Consider the following 16,245-nt stretch of genomic DNA (forward strand, 5'->3'; position numbering starts at 1 on the left):
CATAGAGTTACGGCGGCCATAGCGAACGGGAAATACCCGGTCCCATTCCGAACCCGGAAGTCAAGCCGTTCAGCGCCGATGGTACTGCGACCGGGAGGTCGTGGGAGAGTAGGACGTCGCCGGACAATTTTTCACTGATGGCCGCATCCCTGAGAAGGGGTGCGGCCATCAGTCTTTTTGCATGCCCTGGTGCGGATGACCTGCGATGACCAGATGCGCCTCCTGGGCCACCACACGAGCCCCCTCGCGAGCTGGGGGTCAGAGGTGGCCGATGGGGGCGACCTCGATGCCGGCGTGCTCGCACACCCACGTGGGGTCGGGTCCGCCGAGATCGGGGTGCACGTAGAGGGCGTGCGGCTCGGTGTCGTCGCAGACCCGGCAGAGCGGCCAGCGCCCGTTGCTCTCCAGGAGCGCGTCCTGCACGTCCTGGGCGACCAGGCCCAGGACGAAGTCGCGGCCCTCGGCCCACTGCTCCAACCACCAGGCGCGGTCGGCCAGTGCGGCCTCGAGCGCGGACACCGACGCGGGGTCGGCCACGCCGGTGGACTCGAGGTCGTGCAACACCAGGGCGCGTGCCCTCATCACCAGGTCGTCGGATGTCACGATGTCATTGTGACCCCTGACCCCGCGCCGACCACCGACGCCGTCGACCTCGCGGTGGTCGTGCTGCACCCCCGTGACGCCGAAGGGGCCACCGCGGGCGGGGCGGACCGGCTTCTGCTGGGCGTCGACCCGGCCGACGGGCCCCGGTCACCGGACCAGGCGACCGTCTCCTCGGTGCTGCGCTCCACCGACCTGCCGGTGTGGGTCACCCTGCGCGACCCCGTGATGCCCTTCCACCGCCTGGTCGCGCTGGGGGAGCAGTTCGTGGAGCTGGGGGTGGCCGGTCTCGCGTACGGCTTCCTGGACCGTGACCTGGAGATCGACCGCCCGGGCTGCGCCGAGATGTGTGCCGAGACCGGGGGGACCCCCTGGGCGTTCCTGGGCTTCGACGAGGCGCTGGAGCCCGGCAGGGCGTGGCGCGACGTCCTCGACCTGCCCGGCCTGGACTCGGTGATCACCGCGGGGTCGACCCGGGGTCTTGTGCACGGTGTGGAGGACCTGATGCGGCAGGCGGCCGCCGACCCGGGCGTGGCGGCGAAGGTGACCGCGGCCGGTGGGCTGCGGCCCGACGTGGTGCCGTGGCTGGTGCGCGCCGGCGTGCGCCGGTTCGCGATCGGGTCGTCGGCGCGGCCCGGCGGGTCCTGGACGCGCTCGTCGGTCGCGCCGGACCACGTGCGGTCCTGGCGGATGCTGATCGACGACGCCCTGGGCCGGGCGCTCGGTCTGCCGGTCGACTGACCCCCGGACGCGCGACGACCCCGGTGGACCGGCTGCTCGAGAAGCGGGCCGGTCCACCGGGGCCGGTTGAGTCTCAGGTGTTCTGCGGGAACCCGAGGTTGAGGCCACCGTGGCTGGGGTCGAGCCAGCGGGAGGTCACGACCTTGCCCCGGGTGAAGAAGTGCACGCCCTCGGTGCCGTGCGCGTGGCTGTCGCCGAAGAGGCTGTTCTTCCACCCGCCGAAGGAGTAGTAGGACACCGGCACCGGGATCGGGACGTTGACCCCGACCATGCCGACCTCGACCTCGTGCTGGAACCGGCGCGCGGCACCACCGTCGTTGGTGAAGATCGCAGTGCCGTTGCCGTAGGGGTTGGCGTTGATCAGCTCGAGCCCCTCGTCGTACGACGCCACCCGGACGACCGAGAGCACCGGCCCGAAGATCTCGTCGTCGTAGACCGACATCCCCGGCTTCACGTGGTCGAAGAGGGTCGGGGCCAGGAAGAAGCCCTCACCCTCGGCGTCGATGTCGGCGCCGCGACCGTCGACCACGAGCTCGGCGCCCTCGGAGAGCCCGGCGTCGAGGTAGGAGGTGACCTTGTCGCGGTGGGCCGCGGTGACCAGGGGACCCATGTCGCAGCCGCGGGTGCCGTCGCCGGTGCGCAGGCCGCTCATCCGGCTCGTGATCCGCCCGACGAGGTCGTCGGCGACCGAGTCCACGACCACCAGGGCCGAGATCGCCATGCAGCGCTCACCGGCGGAGCCGAAGCCGGCGTTGATGGCGGCGTCGGCGGCCAGGTCGAGGTCGGCGTCGGGCAGGACGAGCATGTGGTTCTTGGCCCCGCCGAGGGCCTGGACCCGCTTGCCGTGCGCGGTGCCGGTCTCGTAGACGTAGCGCGCGATCGGCGTGGAGCCCACGAAGGACACCGACTTCACGTCCGGGTGGGTCAGGAGCGCGTCCACCGCCTCCTTGTCGCCGTTGACCACGTTCATCACGCCGTCGGGCAGCCCGGCCTCGGTCCACAGCTTCGCCACGGCGATCGTCGCGCTGGGGTCCTTCTCGCTGGGCTTGATCACCACGGCGTTGCCGCAGGCGATCGCCACGGGGACGAACCACAGCGGCACCATGGCCGGGAAGTTGAAGGGCGAGATGACGGCCACGACACCGAGGCTCTGGCGGATCGAGTAGACGTCCACGTCGGTGGAGGCGTTCTCGGAGAAGCCGCCCTTGAGCAGGCTGGGGATCCCGCACGCGAACTCCGCCACCTCCAGGCCCCGGGTGACCTCGCCGAGCGCGTCGGAGAGCACCTTGCCGTGCTCGGCGGTGATCAGCGCGGCGATCTCCTCCTTGTCGCGGTTGAGCAGCTCGCGGAAGCGGAACAGCACCTGCGTGCGCTTGGACAGCGACGCGTCGCCCCACCCGCCGCGCCAGGCCTGGTGGGCGCCCGCGACGACCTCGGCGACCAGGTCGGCCGAGGCGAGGTCGAGCTCGCCGGTCTGCTGGCCGGTGGCGGGGTTGAACACGGGGCTGGTGCGCTCGGCCGTCCCCTCCCAGGGGGAGCCGGCGATCAGGTGGGTGATGCGGTCGGTCATGGGTGCTGCTCCTCTGTCGGGCGTCGCCGCCCGGTCGGTGGTGTCGGGCGGCTGCGGTGAGTGTCTCAGGTCAGGTCGACGGCGACGGGTGCGCCGCTGGTCAGGGAGGCCACGCCGGCCTCGCAGACCGCGACGGCGGCGTACCCGTCCCAGGCGGTGGGGCCGACGACCTCGCCCCCGAGGCTGGCCTCGACCCAGGCCTGCACCTCCACGTCGTACGCCGCCTCGAAGCGCTCGCGGTAGTCGTCGGGGATCGAGCCGCCCCACCGGCCGCCGGAGCGGACGAGCACGCCGCGGCCCAGCCCGGTGGTGGCGTTGCCGCGCTCGGCGCTGGCCTCGCAGCGCACCTCGTAGCCGACGCCGGACTTGGCGAAGACCTCGGTGGTGGCCAGGCCGCCGCCGGCCATCTTGAACACCGCCACCTGCGGGTCGACGACCCCGGCGTCGGCCAGCCCGCTGGGAGCGGGGGAGTGCACGGTGATCTCGACGATCTCCTCGCCGAACAGCCAGCGGCACACGTCGACCTCGTGGACCAGGGAGTCCTTGACGATCATCTCCGAGCGGAACCCGTCGGCGACCGACTTGTTGCGGTGCACGTTGTGGACCAGCAGGAGCCGGCCGAGGTCGCCGGAGTCGAGGAGCTGCTTCATCTCGACGTACTCCGGGTCGAAGCGGCGCATGAAGCCGACCTGCACCAGCGGGCGGCCGCCGGCGCGCTCGGCCTCGACGACCCGGCGGGCCGAGGCGACGTCCATCGTCAGGGGCTTCTCGCACAGGACCGGCTTGCCGGCCTGCAGGCAGGCCATCACCTGCTCCTCGTGGACGAAGCCCGGGGAGGCGATCACGACCGCGTCGACGCCCTCGTCGGCCACCAGCGCCAACGGGTCGGCGTGGACCGCGACCTCGCGGCCCGGCGGGGACAGGGACGCGGCGAGGGCGGACGCGCGCTCGTGGTCGGGGTCGGCGACGGCGGCCAGGGTGGCGCCGGCGACACGGGTGGCCAGCCGGTGGGCGTGGTCGGCGCCCATCGTGCCGACGCCGATGACGCCGACCCGCAAGGGGCGCTGGGGGGTGCTCATGGGTGGGGTCTTCTCCGGGGGGTCGTGGGTCGGGTCAGGCGAGCGGGCCGCAGGACCGCAGGTAGTCCAGCGTGCGGGTCGCGATCGGCGCCGGGACGTCGGGGGAGCAGGGGTAGAGGTCCTGCTCGACGACGGCGAACAGCTCGACGTGGTCGAGCGCGGCGAGCGCCTCCAGCACGGGCGGCATCTGCGGCAGGCCGCGCGGCGGCTCGCACATCGCCCCCAGCTTGACCGCCTCGCCGAAGCCCAGGCCCTCGGCGCGGACCTTGTCCATCACGGCGGGGTCGACCTGCTTGAGGTGGACGTAGCCGATCCGCTCCGGGTGCTTCTCGATGATCGCCAGGCTGTCGCCCTCGCAGTAGGCGACGTGGCCGGTGTCCAGGCACAGGGTGACCAGGTCGGGGTCGGTCTCGGCCAGGAAGCGCTCGATGGCGTCCTGGGTGTCGACGTGGGTGTCGGCGTGGGGGTGGAACTGCAGCTGGAGGCCGAACTCCTCCTTGACCGCCCTGGCCAGCCGGTCGACCTGGCGGGCGTACGCCGGCCACTCCTCCTCGGTCAGCGTCGAGGGCTCGAGCACCCGCCCGTCGGCCGGGTCGCGCCAGAAGTCCGGGATCACCACGAGGTGCTCGGCGCCCATGGCCGCGGTCAGCGAGGCCGAGGCGGAGACGTCCTTCCAGGTCGACTCCCAGGAGTCGGGGCGGTGCAGGTGCTCGAAGATCGTGCCGGCGACCAGGGTCAGGCCACGGCGCTCGAGCTCCTCGGAGAGCTGCGAGGGGTCGGTGGGCAGGTAGCCGTAGGGGCCGAGCTCGATCCGGGTGTATCCGGCGGTGGCGGCCTCGTCGAGGAAGCGCTCCCAGGGCGTCTGCGCCGGGTCGTCGGCGTACCAGACCCCCCAGCTGTCGGGGGCGGTGCCGATCAGGGCGGGACGGGTCATCGTGCTTCTCCTGGCGCAGTGGGGTCGGTGAGAGGGGTGGTGGGCGTGAGGTAGGGCCGCTGGGCCTCGCGGTGGACGGCGTGCCGGGCGGCGGCGTCGACGGTGCTCGTCAGCTCGGCGACCTCGCTGACGGGGACGTCCCACCAGGACTCGCTGTCGGGCGAGCCGACCAACGGGTCGGTGTGCACGTGGATGACGACCGGTCCGGTGTCGGGGGCGGCCTTGGCCCGGCGTACGGCGTCGACCAGGCCGTCGCGGTCCTGGACCTCGAGCACGGTCGCGCCGAGGCTGCGGGCGTTGGCGGCGAGGTCGACGGGCAGCACGTCGCCGTCGAGGCGACCCTGCTCGCCGCGGTAGCGGTAGCGGGTGCCGAACCGCTGGGAGCCGAGCTCGTCGGACAGGGCGCCGATCGAGCCGAACCCGTGGTTCTGCACGATCACCACGATCACCTTGACGCGCTCCTGGACGGCCGTGACCAGCTCGGTGGGCATCATCAGGTAGCCGCCGTCGCCGACCAGCGCGAAGACGTCGCGGGTCTCGTCGGCCAGGCGTACGCCGATCGAGGCCGGCACCTCGTAGCCCATGCAGGAGAAGCCGTACTCGACGTGGTAGGCCCGGCGGTCGCGCACGCGCCAGAGCTTGTGCAGGTCACCGGGCATCGAGCCGGCGGCGCACACCACGACGTCGCGGGGCGCACTGTGCTCGTTGACGATGCCGAGCACCTCGGACTGGGTGAGCACCCCGGGGGCCAGGTCCTCGACGACCTCGGGGCCCGGGTGGAAGGCCGCCTCGACCTGCGCGTCCCAGTCGGCCCAGCGCTCCTGCTGCTCGGCGAGGTAGGCCTCGGGCACGGCCCAGTCGCCGAGGGCGGCGGCCAGGTCGGTGAGGGCCTCGCGGGCGTCGGCGACCACCGAGAGGCCGGCGTGCTTGACCGAGTCGACGGGCGCCACGTTGAGGTTGACGAAGCGCACCCCCTCGGCGGCGAAGGCCGTGCGCGAGGCGGTCGTGAAGTCGCTCCAGCGGGTGCCGACGCCGATCACCAGGTCGGCCTCGCGGGCCAGCGCGTTGGCCGCCGTCGTGCCGGTCGACCCGACGGCGCCCATGAGCTGCGGGTGGCCGTGGACGAGGGAGCCCTTGCCGGCCTGGGTCTCCCCGACCGGGATGCCGGTGGCGTCGCAGAGCGCCTCGAGCGCGACCTCGGCACCCGAGTAGTGCACGCCCCCGCCGGCCACGACCATCGGGCGGCGCGAGGACCGCACCAGCTCGGCGACCGCCTCGATGCGGGACCGCTCGGCCGGGGGCCGGGCGACGTGCCAGGTGCGCTCGGCGAAGAGCTCGGTGGGCCAGTCGTGGGCCTCGGCCTGCACGTCCTGGGGCAGCGCGAGCGTGACCGCACCGGTCTCGACGGGGTCGGTGAGCACGCGCACGGCCGCGAGCAGGGCCGAGGGCAGCTGCTCGGGGCGGGTCACCCGGTCGAAGAAGCGCGAGAGCGGCCGGAAGGCGTCGTTGACGGTGACGTCGCCGGCGTACGACGTCTCGAGCTCCTGGAGGACGGGGGCCGAGCGTCGGGTGGCGAACGTGCCCGAGGGCAGCAGCAGGACCGGGACCCGGTTGATCGTGGCGAGGGCCGCGCCGGTGAGCATGTTGGTCGAGCCGGGGCCGACCGAGGCGGTGCAGACCCAGGTCTGGAGCCGGTCGGCCTGCTTGGCGTAGCCCACCGCGGTGTGGACCATCGCCTGCTCGTTGCGGGCCAGCACGTAGGGCAGGCCCGGGCGGCGGCCCTCGGTGACGGCGCGGGTCTCGTGCTGGAGCAGCGCCTGGCCGATCCCGGCGACGTTGCCGTGGCCGAAGATCCCCAGGCAGCCGGCGAACAGCGGCCGGCGCACGCCGTCGCGCTCGGTGTGCTGCACGGCGAGGAACTCCACCACCGCCTGCGCGACGGTCATCCGGACGGTGCTGCTCATCGGGTCGTCCCTCCCAGGGGCAGTCGGGGGTCGACGTCGAGGTCGGCCCAGGTGTCGCGGACCCAGCCGTGGGCCGGGTCGTCGCAGATCAGCCAGGCCCGGGTCTCGCCGGGGCCGGCCATCACGTTGAGGTAGTACAGGTCGTAGCCCGGGGCCGCCATCGCCGGTCCGTGCCACCCGTGGGGGACCAGGACGACGTCGCCGGTGCGGACCTCGGCGAGGACGTCGATCGGCCGGTCGTCGGTGCCGTAGAGGCGCTGGTAGCCGACCGGGTCGGCGTGCGCGGGCACGGCGGCGCCCGCCGCGGCCCCCTCGACCTGGGTCTCGAAGTAGTAGATCTCCTCCAGCTGGGTCTCCAGCCCGGGTCGCTCCTCGTCGTGCTTGTGCGGCGGGTAGGAGCTCCAGTTGCCGGCCGGGGTGACCACCTCGCAGGCGATCAGGGAGTCGGCCTCGAGCACGTCGGGCACCGCGAAGTTGCGCACCTCGCGCGAGCAGGTGCCCGCGCCGCGCAGCTCGACGGGCACCTGGGCCGCGGGCAGGTGGCGGAAGGGGGCGTCGGCGGGCCGCTCGCCCACCCGCGCCCCGCAGACCGCGATCCGGGCCGCCGGGGACGTGCCGGTCAGGGTCAGGGTGGCGCCGGCGGGCACGAAGACCACGTCGGTGGGCCCGCTGAAGACGCTCGCGCGGCCCGCGAGGTCGGCCGCGTGCTCGGAGCCGTCGGCGGTGACGGCCTCGACCCGCGCGGAGCCGGAGAGGGGCACCACGACGTGCTCCCAGGCGTCGGCGGACACGCTCACCTGCTGGCCCTCGTCGAGCTCGGCGACCCGCAGCGCGGTGTGGTGCCAGCCCGGGAGGCTGTCGTCGACGTCGACCTGGAAGTCGGCGCTGGCGGCCTGCCCGTGCGGCAGCACCCAGCGCGGCTCCGCGGCGCTCACCCGACGGCTCCGTGCACCAGGCCGGCGGCGACGTCGACCGCGGCGGCCACGTCGTCGTCGTGGGGGTAGAGCAGGGCCCGGCCGACCACGAGACCGCGCACGGCCGGCAGGTCCAGCGCGCGTCCCCACGCGGCGTACGTCTCGTCGGGGTCACCGGCGGGGTCGCCCCCCAGCAGGAGGGTGGGCAGCGTGGTGCCGGCCATCACCCGGGCCAGGTCGGGCACGACCGGCAGCTTGAGCCAGGTGTGGGCGCTGCTGGCGCCGAGCCCGGCGGCGATCCCGACCGAGCGCAGGGTGTTCTCCGCGTCCAGCAGGTTGCGCACGTGGTCGCCCTCGCGCACGGACATGAACGGCTCGACCATCGCCATCAGCCCACGCTCGGCCAGCTCGGTGACGGCCCGCGCGCTCGCCTCCAGGGTGGCGGCGGTGCCGGGGTCGCCGAGGGCGATCCGGGTCAGCATCTTGCCGCCGTCCAGGCCGCGGGCGGCGATCTCCGAGGCGGAGTACGCCGTGAAGCGGTCGTCGAGCTCGAAGCACGCACCCTGGAGCCCGCCGCGGTTCATCGACCCGACGACGACCTTGTCCTGCAGCGCGCCCATCAGCAGCAGGTCGTCGAGCACGTCGGGGGTGCCCAGCACCCCGTCGACACCGGGCCGGGCCAGCGCGGTGGCGAGCCGGGCCAGCAGGTCGCGCCGGTCGGCCATCGCCCAGCGGTCCTCGCGCACGCCGAGCGCGCCGCGGGCGGGGTGGTCGGCGGCCACGAGGAGCAGTCGTCCGTCCTGCCCGAGCAGCTCGCGGCGGCGGCGCTGCGACCACCGCTCGGCGACGGCGCCGGGGCGGCGCGCGCGGATCTCGGTCAGGTCGGGGACCTCGGCGAGGTCGGTCAGGGTCGCGGTGCTCATGCGGTGGTCCTCCAGGGGGCGCGGTCCAGGGCGGTGAGGACCTCGGCCTCGTCGGGCATGGCGGTCGAGCACTCCAGGCGCCCGGCGACCAGGGCGCCGGCCACGTTGGCGAACTCCAGGGTGCGGCGCAGGTCCCAGCCCTGGACCAGGCCGTGGACCAGGGCGCCCCCGAAGGCGTCGCCGGCCCCGAGGCCGTTGACGACCTCGACCGGGAAGGGCGGCACGACCACGCGCTCGTCGGCGGTGGCGGCCAGGACGCCGCGCGGGCCCTGCTTGACGATCGCGAGCTCCAGGCCGCGCTCGAGCAGCGCGTCGGCGGCGCGCTCGGGGTCGGTCTCGCCGACGGCGACCTCGCACTCCTCCCGGTTGCCGACGGCGACCGTGACGTGCTCCAGGGCGAGGTCCACCTCGGCCGAGGCGTGCTCGGCGGTGTCCCAGAACATCGGGCGGTAGTCGAGGTCGAGCACCGTGTGCCGACGGCGGCCCCGGGCCTCCCACGCCGCGTGGTGGGTGGACCGCGACGGCTCCTGGGACAACCCGGTGACGGTGGACCAGAACACCGTCGCCTCGCGGATCTCCTCCAGGGGCAGGTCGTCCGGCACCAGCTGGAGGTCGGGGGCGGTGGGGTAGCGGTAGAAGTAGAGCGGGAAGTCGTCGGGCGGGAAGACCTCGCAGAACGTGACCGGCGTCGGCGGGCCCGGCGCGGCGACGACGTGGGAGGCGTCGACCCCGAGCCGCGTGGCCTCCAGCTTCACGAAGCGCCCGAACGGGTCGTCCCCGGTGCGGGTGACCAGCACGACGCGCTCGCCGTGCTGGGCGGCCGCGACCGCGACGTTGGTGGCGCTGCCGCCGAGGAACTTCTCGAAGGTGCGCACCTCCTCGAGCCCGACCCCGTGCTGCAGCGGGTAGACGTCGACGCCGGTGCGTCCCATCGCGACCAGGTCGGTGCTCATGGGTCCAGCCTTCCCCACCTGCCCGGTCGCGGTCAAGGCTTTGTCATGACATTCTGACGTCAGGACTTCAGGTCGTCGGATGCGCTACGGTGCCGCTCATGGACGCGCGTCGGATCGAGCTCAGCATCGACCGGTCCTCGCCCGTGCCGCTCTACCACCAGCTCGCCGAGCAGCTCACGGCCGCGATCTCCGACGGCCGGCTGCAGCCGGGCGACCCGTTCGAGAACGAGGTCGCGCTGGGGGAGCGGCTGGGGCTCTCGCGGCCCACGGTGCGACAGGCCATCTCCGAGCTGGTCGACCACGGCCTGCTGCTGCGGCGTCGTGGGCTGGGCACGACCGTGGCCAACCGCAAGGTCCACCGCAACGTCGAGCTGACCAGCCTCTACGACGACCTCGAGCGCGAGGGGCGGGCCCCGCGGACCGAGGTGGTGGATCTCGGCACGGTCACCGACGAGCGCGCCGCCACCGGGCTCGACCTGCCCCCCGAGACCCCGCTGCTCGCCCTGGTCCGGGTCCGGTACGCCGGTGACCTCCCCCTGGCGGTGCTCCACAACTGGCTCCCCCCGGCGTACGCCGACCTGACGCGCGAGGAGCTCGAGGACCACGGCCTGTACGCCGCCCTGCGCGCCCGCGGGGTCCGGCCCGTGGTGGCCCGCCAGACCATCGGCGCCCGGATGCCCACGGCGGCGGAGAAGCGTCACCTGGCCACGCGCGGGCCGGTGCTGACCATGACCCGCACGGCCTTCGACGCGGCCGGGGTGGCGGTGGAGCTCGGTGACCACAGCTACCGCGCCAGCGACTACTCCATCGAGCTGATGGTCGACGAGCGGTGAGCGCAAGTCGTCGACGACCGGTGGACGAGCCCTCGACGCGCGCGCTCGAGGGCCCCTACCGTTGAGTGTGGTGTTCGAGCACTGGCCCGCGGTCCGAGAGGCGTTGCGTGCTGCCCTGCACGGCCTCGACGACGCGAGCTTCGTGGTCCTCGGCGAGCCGCCCCCGCCCGTGCGGTCCCGGTGGCGGTCCCGGCGCTCGCGGCCCGTGCAGACCCGCTACGTCCAGGTGCTGCGGGTCGTGGACTTCCTCTCCGCGGAGTGCGTGGGCCCGACCGCCCTCGGCGGGGCCTGGGACATGAGCGACAGCACCATCGAGATGCTGCGCGAGCTCGGCTGGCGCACGCCGGACGAGCGCGAGGAGGAGTACGGCACCCAGACCCCCAACCTCGACGTGGTGGTCGAGGTGTCGCAGGCCGAGGGGGTGGGCGACCTGATGGTGGCCACCCTGCAGCTGCTCGGTGCGCGCCCGGGCGACCTGGTGCTGGAGACCTCCGCGGGGTGAGCGCGGCCGCGGACCGGCGGCCACGACCGGGGTCCCCGTAGACTCCGCCCGACATGTTTGACGGCCCCCTCATCGTCCAGTCGGACAAGACGCTCCTGCTCGAGGTCGACCACGAGCAGGCCGATGCCGCTCGCAAGGCCATCGCGCCCTTCGCCGAGCTGGAGCGCAGCCCCGAGCACATCCACACCTACCGGCTCACCCCCCTCGGGCTGTGGAACGCGCGCGCCGCGGGCCACGACGCCGAGCAGGTGGTCAACGTCCTGCTGACGTTCAGCCGCTACGCGGTGCCCAACGCGCTGCTGGTCGACGTGGCCGAGACGATGGCGCGCTACGGCCGTCTGCGCCTGGACAAGCACCCGACCCACGGGTTGGTGCTCTCCAGCACCGACCGTGCGGTGTTCGAGGAGGTGCTCCGGGCCAAGAAGGTCGCCGGCATGATCGGCGAGCGGCTCGACGGCGTCCCCGGCTCCGAGGGCTCGGTCGTCGTGCACCCCAGCCAGCGCGGCAACCTCAAGCAGGCGCTGCTCAAGCTGGGCTGGCCGGCCGAGGACTTCGCGGGGTACGTCGACGGCGAGGCCCACGCGATCGACCTGGACCAGACCGAGTGGACGCTGCGCCCCTACCAGCAGGAGGCGGCCGACTCGTTCTGGCACGGCGGCTCCGGCGTGGTCGTGCTGCCCTGCGGCGCCGGCAAGACCCTGGTCGGTGCGGCGGCGATGGCCCGGGCGCAGGCGACGACGCTGATCCTGGTCACCAACACCGTCAGCGCGCGGCAGTGGAAGTCCGAGCTGGTGCGGCGCACGTCGCTGACCGAGGACGAGATCGGGGAGTACAGCGGGGCCAAGAAGGAGATCAAGCCGGTCACCATCGCGACGTACCAGGTGCTCACGATGCGTCGCAAGGGCGTCTACCCCCACCTGGAGCTGCTCGACGCCAAGGACTGGGGCCTGATCGTGTACGACGAGGTGCACCTGCTCCCCGCGCCGATCTTCCGGATGACCGCCGACCTCCAGGCCCGCCGCCGGATCGGCCTGACCGCGACGCTGGTGCGCGAGGACGGCCGCGAGGGCGACGTCTTCAGCCTGATCGGGCCCAAGCGCTACGACGCGCCCTGGAAGGACATCGAGTCCCAGGGCTGGATCGCGCCCGCCGACTGCGTCGAGGTGCGGGTGACCCTGCCCGAGGGAGAGCGGATCGCCTACGCCACCTCCGAGCCCGAGGAGCGCTACCGGCTGGCCAGCACCACCCACGAGAAGACCAAGGTCGCCGAGCAGCTGGTGGCCCAGCACCCCGGCGAGCCGACGCTCGTGATCGGTCAGTACCTCGACCAGCTCGACGAGCTCGCCGAGCACCTCGACGCCCCCGTCATCAAGGGGGAGACGACCGTGAAAGAGCGCGAGCGCCTCTTCGAGGGGTTCCGCACCGGCGAGATCCCGCTGCTGGTGGTCTCCAAGGTCGCCAACTTCTCCGTCGACCTGCCCGGCGCGGCCGTGGCGATCCAGGTCAGCGGCTCCTTCGGCTCGCGCCAGGAGGAGGCCCAGCGCCTGGGGCGGCTGCTGCGACCGAAGAAGAAGGAGGCCGACGGCACCCAGAAGCCGGCCCGCTTCTACACGATCGTCTCCCGCGACACCGTCGACGCCGACTTCGCCCAGAACCGCCAGCGCTTCCTGGCCGAGCAGGGCTACGCCTACCGGATCATGGACGCCGACGACCTGTAGGGCCGTGGGTCCCCGCTCCGAGCTCGACCGTCGTGCGCCGCGGCGTCTCGCGGCGGGGCGGGGGAGCAGGCGGGCCGGGGCAGGCTCGTAAACTCGGGCGGGTGACCACGCCCGAAGTCCTGCTGCTCGAGAACATCCACCCCACCGCGACCGACGTCTTCGAGCGTCACGGCGTGAAGGTGCACACCCGGGCGGGCTCCCTGGGCGAGGACGACCTGATCGAGGCGCTCCAGGGGATCTCCCTGGTCGGGATCCGCTCCAACACCAAGATCACCGAGCGGGTGCTGGCCCACACCGACCTGACCGCGATCGGCGCCTTCTGCATCGGCACCAACCAGATCGACCTCGACGCCGCCGCGCGACGCGGGATCGCGGCCTTCAACGCGCCGTACTCCAACACCCGGAGCGTCGTGGAGCTGGTGATCGCCGAGATCATCTCGCTGGCCCGACGGCTGACCGAGAAGACCGACAAGATGCACGCCGGGGTCTGGGACAAGTCGGCCCAGGGCAGCCACGAGGTGCGCGGGCGCACGCTCGGCATCGTGGGCTACGGCAACATCGGCACCCAGCTGTCCAACCTGGCCGAGTCGATGGGCCTGCGTGTGATCTTCTTCGACACCGCCGACCGGCTGGCCCACGGCAACGCCCGGCGCGTGCCCACCCTGGACGCGCTGCTGGAGGAGGCCGACGTGGTCTCCCTGCACGTGGACGGCCGTCCCGGCAACGCCGGCCTGTTCGGCGCCGCGCAGTTCGCGAAGATGAAGCCGCGCTCGCTGTTCATCAACGCCTCGCGCGGCATGGTCGTCGACGACGTCAGCCTGCGCGAGCACATCCTGTCGGGCCACATCGCCGGCGCCGCGCTCGACGTGTTCCCGGTCGAGCCCAAGGCTCAGGGCGACGAGTTCGAGTCGGCCCTGCGCGGCCTGCCGAACGTGATCCTGACCCCGCACGTCGGCGGGTCGACCCAGGAGGCGCAGGAGGAGATCGGCTACTTCGTCGCCGGCAAGCTCTCGCGCTACCTCCTCGCCGGCTCCACCGAGCTCTCGGTCAACCTGCCCACCGTCCCTGTGCCGCCGCTGGCCGAGGGGTCGCGGGTGGCGCTGCTGCACCGCAACGTCCCCGGCGTCCTGGCCGGCGTCAACCAGGTGCTGGCCGACCACGAGGCCAACGTGACGGCGCAGTACCTCTCCACCCGCGGCGAGCAGGGGTACGTCGTCACCGACCTCGCCACCCCGCTGCCCGCCGGGGCCGTCGACGGTCTGGAGAAGGACGACTCGACGATCTGGTTGCGGACCTACTCGGCCTGAGCCGGGCCGAGAACCGGGGCGAGACCCGGGTCAGGCGACGGGCACCCGGGCCACCGCGGTGATCCGGTGGAGCGCGAAGACCCGCAGCTCGTCGGACCGCTCGTCGTGGGCGCGGAGCTGGCCGCCCTCGACGCGGTCGGGGGTGACCGTGCGCTCGGCGACCGTGCCGTCGTTGCCGACGTAGCCGATCACCAGGGACTCCCGGGACTCGACGGCCTGGCGCAGCAGCGCGACGACCTCGCCCGGCGTCGAGGCGCCGTCGCCGCGCTGGGGCCGCTGGGCGGCCGACCGGTCGCCGACCCGGATGGCCTGGACGACCGCCGGGGTGCGCGCGCCGACGCGCACGCCGTCGGGCACCTGGCCGCGGCGGCGCGGGCTGCGGGCGCGGAGCACGTCGGGTCGGGCCACCCGCACGGTCCCGTCGACGGCCTCCACGACCGGGGCCTGACCCAGGTCGCGCAGCCGGGGCAGCAGGGTCGACAGCGGCAGCTCGGAGACCAGGACGGTCGGGGCGATCCGGCGCAGCCGCAGCGCCTCGACGCCGGGGGCGTGCAGCAGCTCGGTCAGCGCGGTCTCGTCGTCGCTGCGCAGGAACGACTCGGCCTGGCCGGCCCGCAGGGTGCCGAAGCGGCGCGAGACGTCGTCGACGAGGTAGGTCAGCGACTGCGGCACCGGGGTGCGTGAGGTGGAGGCCACGAAGTCGTGCACCTCGGCGGCCGACCAGCCGGCGTCGAAGGCGCGGCGCACCGAGGTGGCCGCGAACCGGTAGACCGTCGCCCCGCCGCGGGACTCCACGTCGGCGACCATCGCCAGCCGCCGGGCCAGCTCCTGCTCGAGCGGGCCGGGGGCGATCGCGGTGAGGTCGGCCTGCAGGAGCACGTGGTCGACCGGGTCCGGGAGCAGCTCGGCGAGCGCGGGCGTGGGGTCGTCACCGGCCACCAGGACACGGCCGAAGCCGGACAGGCCGTCGAGCCCGGTGACCCCCACCAGGGCCGCCTCGTCGACCAGGTCGGGCACCTGGGCCAGGCGGCTCGCGGCCCGGCGGGGGCGACGCCAGCGCATCTGCTGCACGAGGCTGTCCACGCCGGCCGCGCCCGCGAGGGCCTCGCCCTCGGGCAGGGCCACCAGGCGCTCGAGCAGGTCGTGGCGCAGCCCCGCGATCCAGGCGCGGGTGAGGTCGGCCGAGAGCGCGTTGACCGGCCGGTCGGCGATCCGCCCGCCGACCAGCGCGACCTGGCGGGGGCTGGTCAGCCAGGTCCGGGCGAGCGTGGTCCAGCGCTGGGCCGCCCCGCCGGCCAGCCAGGCGTCGTAGGCGTCGGTGGGCAGCCACGCGGCGTCGGCCTGCTCGGTGTGGCCCTGGGCCAGCAGGCCGGCGCCCGCGGCGGTCTCGATCACCAGGGCGGCCACCTCGATCTCGACGTGGAGCAGCGCGGCGGCGGCCTTGAGGTCGCGCACGCCCAGCCCGCCCTGCTTCAGTGCGGTCGGCGGGTGGGTGCTCCAGCGGTCCAGCAGCAGCTCGGTGCGGCGCACGAGCTCGAACGCGGCGCCGGCGGCGGCCCGGTCGCGCAGCTCGACGGGGCGGGGGGTGGTCGCCACGGCGGGAGGCTCGTGCAGGGGACGGCCCTCGCGGGCCTCCAGGGCCAGGCGCACCGTCCAGGGCAGCGTGACGTGGTGGGCGTCGACCCGGGCCAGCAGGCCCGAGGCCACCAGGCCGGCGGTGGGGCCGGCGCCGCCGCTCCACCGGCCGTCGAAGCCGGTCTCGAGCAGGCGGTCGAGCACGGCCGCGGCGGCGGGGTCCAGGGCGTCGAGCAGTCCCTCGACCTCCTCGCGCGCGGGGCCCTCGGGACGTCGCAGCAGCTCGCTGACCACCAGCAGCGGGCGGTCGCCCGCGCCCCACACCAGCGCCAGCCCGCGGAGCCGCTCCAGCGCCCGCTCGACGGCCGCCGCGTCGGCGCCGAGCACCTCGGGGTCGACCTCCTGCACCAGGGCCTGGAGGACGCCGAGCTCGAGGGCGTCGAGGGCGTCCATGGCGCGCAGCACCGAGGCGCGCACCACGACCCGCGCGGCCAGCTGGGAGGAGTCGTGCGGCGCCGGGGCCGCGAGGTCGGGACGCGCCTCGAGGAGGGCGGCCAGCTGCTCGTCGGACCAGCTGCGGAGCTGGTCGGCCAGGGTGCGGGGAGCGGAGGTGGACATCCGCTCGATCCTAC

General features: G+C 73.9%; 14 protein-coding genes and 1 rRNA gene. 6 read left to right on the forward strand and 9 right to left on the reverse strand.

From position 1 onward, the window contains the following. Positions 1 to 8: 8 nt before the first annotated feature. Positions 9 to 125, forward strand: a 5S ribosomal RNA gene (gene rrf, locus ACYVDA_RS03285). Between the two features lie 133 nt (positions 126 to 258). Here rrf and ACYVDA_RS03290 read toward each other — a convergent pair. Further along, positions 259 to 603, reverse strand: coding sequence for a hypothetical protein (locus ACYVDA_RS03290; protein WP_460815071.1), 345 nt, complete (start codon positions 601 to 603; stop codon positions 259 to 261). A 9-nt stretch (positions 604 to 612) separates the two neighbouring features. Between ACYVDA_RS03290 and ACYVDA_RS03295 the strand changes: the two genes are divergently transcribed. Further along, positions 613 to 1,341 (forward strand): copper homeostasis protein CutC, encoded by a 729-nt coding sequence (locus ACYVDA_RS03295; RefSeq protein WP_460815072.1) that lies wholly within the window; start codon positions 613 to 615, stop codon positions 1,339 to 1,341. Positions 1,342 to 1,414: 73 nt separating this feature from the next. On the opposite strand, the gene ACYVDA_RS03300 is transcribed toward ACYVDA_RS03295, so the two are convergent. The 7 genes from ACYVDA_RS03300 to iolC form a co-directional block, all read right to left on the reverse strand. Beyond that, entirely contained in the window at positions 1,415 to 2,911 is a 1,497-nt protein-coding gene (locus ACYVDA_RS03300; protein ID WP_460815073.1) for a CoA-acylating methylmalonate-semialdehyde dehydrogenase, read from the reverse strand. A 65-nt stretch (positions 2,912 to 2,976) separates the two neighbouring features. Beyond that, positions 2,977 to 3,990 carry a Gfo/Idh/MocA family protein gene (locus ACYVDA_RS03305; protein ID WP_460815074.1) on the reverse strand — a complete coding sequence of 338 codons (1,014 nt, stop codon included), beginning with the start codon at positions 3,988 to 3,990 and terminating at the stop codon, positions 2,977 to 2,979. 34 nt (positions 3,991 to 4,024) lie between these two features. Then, a complete protein-coding gene (locus ACYVDA_RS03310; RefSeq protein WP_460815075.1) occupies positions 4,025 to 4,924 on the reverse strand; it encodes a TIM barrel protein in 900 nt (299 codons plus the stop codon). Beyond that, positions 4,921 to 6,888, reverse strand: a complete 1,968-nt coding sequence (gene iolD / locus ACYVDA_RS03315; RefSeq protein WP_460815076.1) for a 3D-(3,5/4)-trihydroxycyclohexane-1,2-dione acylhydrolase (decyclizing) — start codon at positions 6,886 to 6,888, stop codon at positions 4,921 to 4,923. The genes ACYVDA_RS03310 and iolD overlap by 4 nt, the downstream gene beginning before the upstream one ends. Beyond that, positions 6,885 to 7,823: a 5-deoxy-glucuronate isomerase gene (iolB, locus tag ACYVDA_RS03320; RefSeq protein ID WP_460815077.1), complete on the reverse strand. Its 939-nt coding sequence runs from the start codon at positions 7,821 to 7,823 to the stop codon at positions 6,885 to 6,887. Before iolB ends, iolD begins: the two co-directional genes overlap by 4 nt. Next, positions 7,820 to 8,725, reverse strand: a complete 906-nt coding sequence (locus tag ACYVDA_RS03325) for a Cgl0159 family (beta/alpha)8-fold protein (RefSeq protein WP_460815078.1) — start codon at positions 8,723 to 8,725, stop codon at positions 7,820 to 7,822. The genes iolB and ACYVDA_RS03325 overlap by 4 nt, the downstream gene beginning before the upstream one ends. Beyond that, positions 8,722 to 9,678: a 5-dehydro-2-deoxygluconokinase gene (iolC, locus tag ACYVDA_RS03330; protein WP_460815079.1), complete on the reverse strand. Its 957-nt coding sequence runs from the start codon at positions 9,676 to 9,678 to the stop codon at positions 8,722 to 8,724. Before iolC ends, ACYVDA_RS03325 begins: the two co-directional genes overlap by 4 nt. A gap of 98 nt (positions 9,679 to 9,776) precedes the next feature. Between iolC and ACYVDA_RS03335 the strand changes: the two genes are divergently transcribed. The 4 genes from ACYVDA_RS03335 (at position 9,777) to serA (ending at position 14,038) form a co-directional block, all read left to right on the forward strand. Further along, on the forward strand, positions 9,777 to 10,511 hold the full coding sequence (locus ACYVDA_RS03335; RefSeq protein WP_460815080.1) for a GntR family transcriptional regulator: 735 nt from the start codon (positions 9,777 to 9,779) through the stop codon (positions 10,509 to 10,511). A 70-nt stretch (positions 10,512 to 10,581) separates the two neighbouring features. Further along, positions 10,582 to 11,013: a TY-Chap domain-containing protein gene (locus ACYVDA_RS03340; protein WP_460815081.1), complete on the forward strand. Its 432-nt coding sequence runs from the start codon at positions 10,582 to 10,584 to the stop codon at positions 11,011 to 11,013. 53 nt (positions 11,014 to 11,066) lie between these two features. Beyond that, positions 11,067 to 12,731: a DNA repair helicase XPB gene (locus ACYVDA_RS03345; RefSeq protein ID WP_460815082.1), complete on the forward strand. Its 1,665-nt coding sequence runs from the start codon at positions 11,067 to 11,069 to the stop codon at positions 12,729 to 12,731. A 101-nt stretch (positions 12,732 to 12,832) separates the two neighbouring features. Next, the gene (serA, locus tag ACYVDA_RS03350) at positions 12,833 to 14,038 is read left to right on the forward strand and encodes a phosphoglycerate dehydrogenase (protein WP_460815083.1); all 1,206 of its coding nucleotides are present in this window, start codon (positions 12,833 to 12,835) and stop codon (positions 14,036 to 14,038) included. A 30-nt stretch (positions 14,039 to 14,068) separates the two neighbouring features. On the opposite strand, the gene ACYVDA_RS03355 is transcribed toward serA, so the two are convergent. Next, positions 14,069 to 16,231 carry a helicase-associated domain-containing protein gene (locus ACYVDA_RS03355; RefSeq protein WP_460815084.1) on the reverse strand — a complete coding sequence of 721 codons (2,163 nt, stop codon included), beginning with the start codon at positions 16,229 to 16,231 and terminating at the stop codon, positions 14,069 to 14,071. Between the last annotated feature and the right edge of the window lie 14 nt (positions 16,232 to 16,245).

The sequence above is a fragment of the Nocardioides korecus genome (assembly GCF_054778395.1).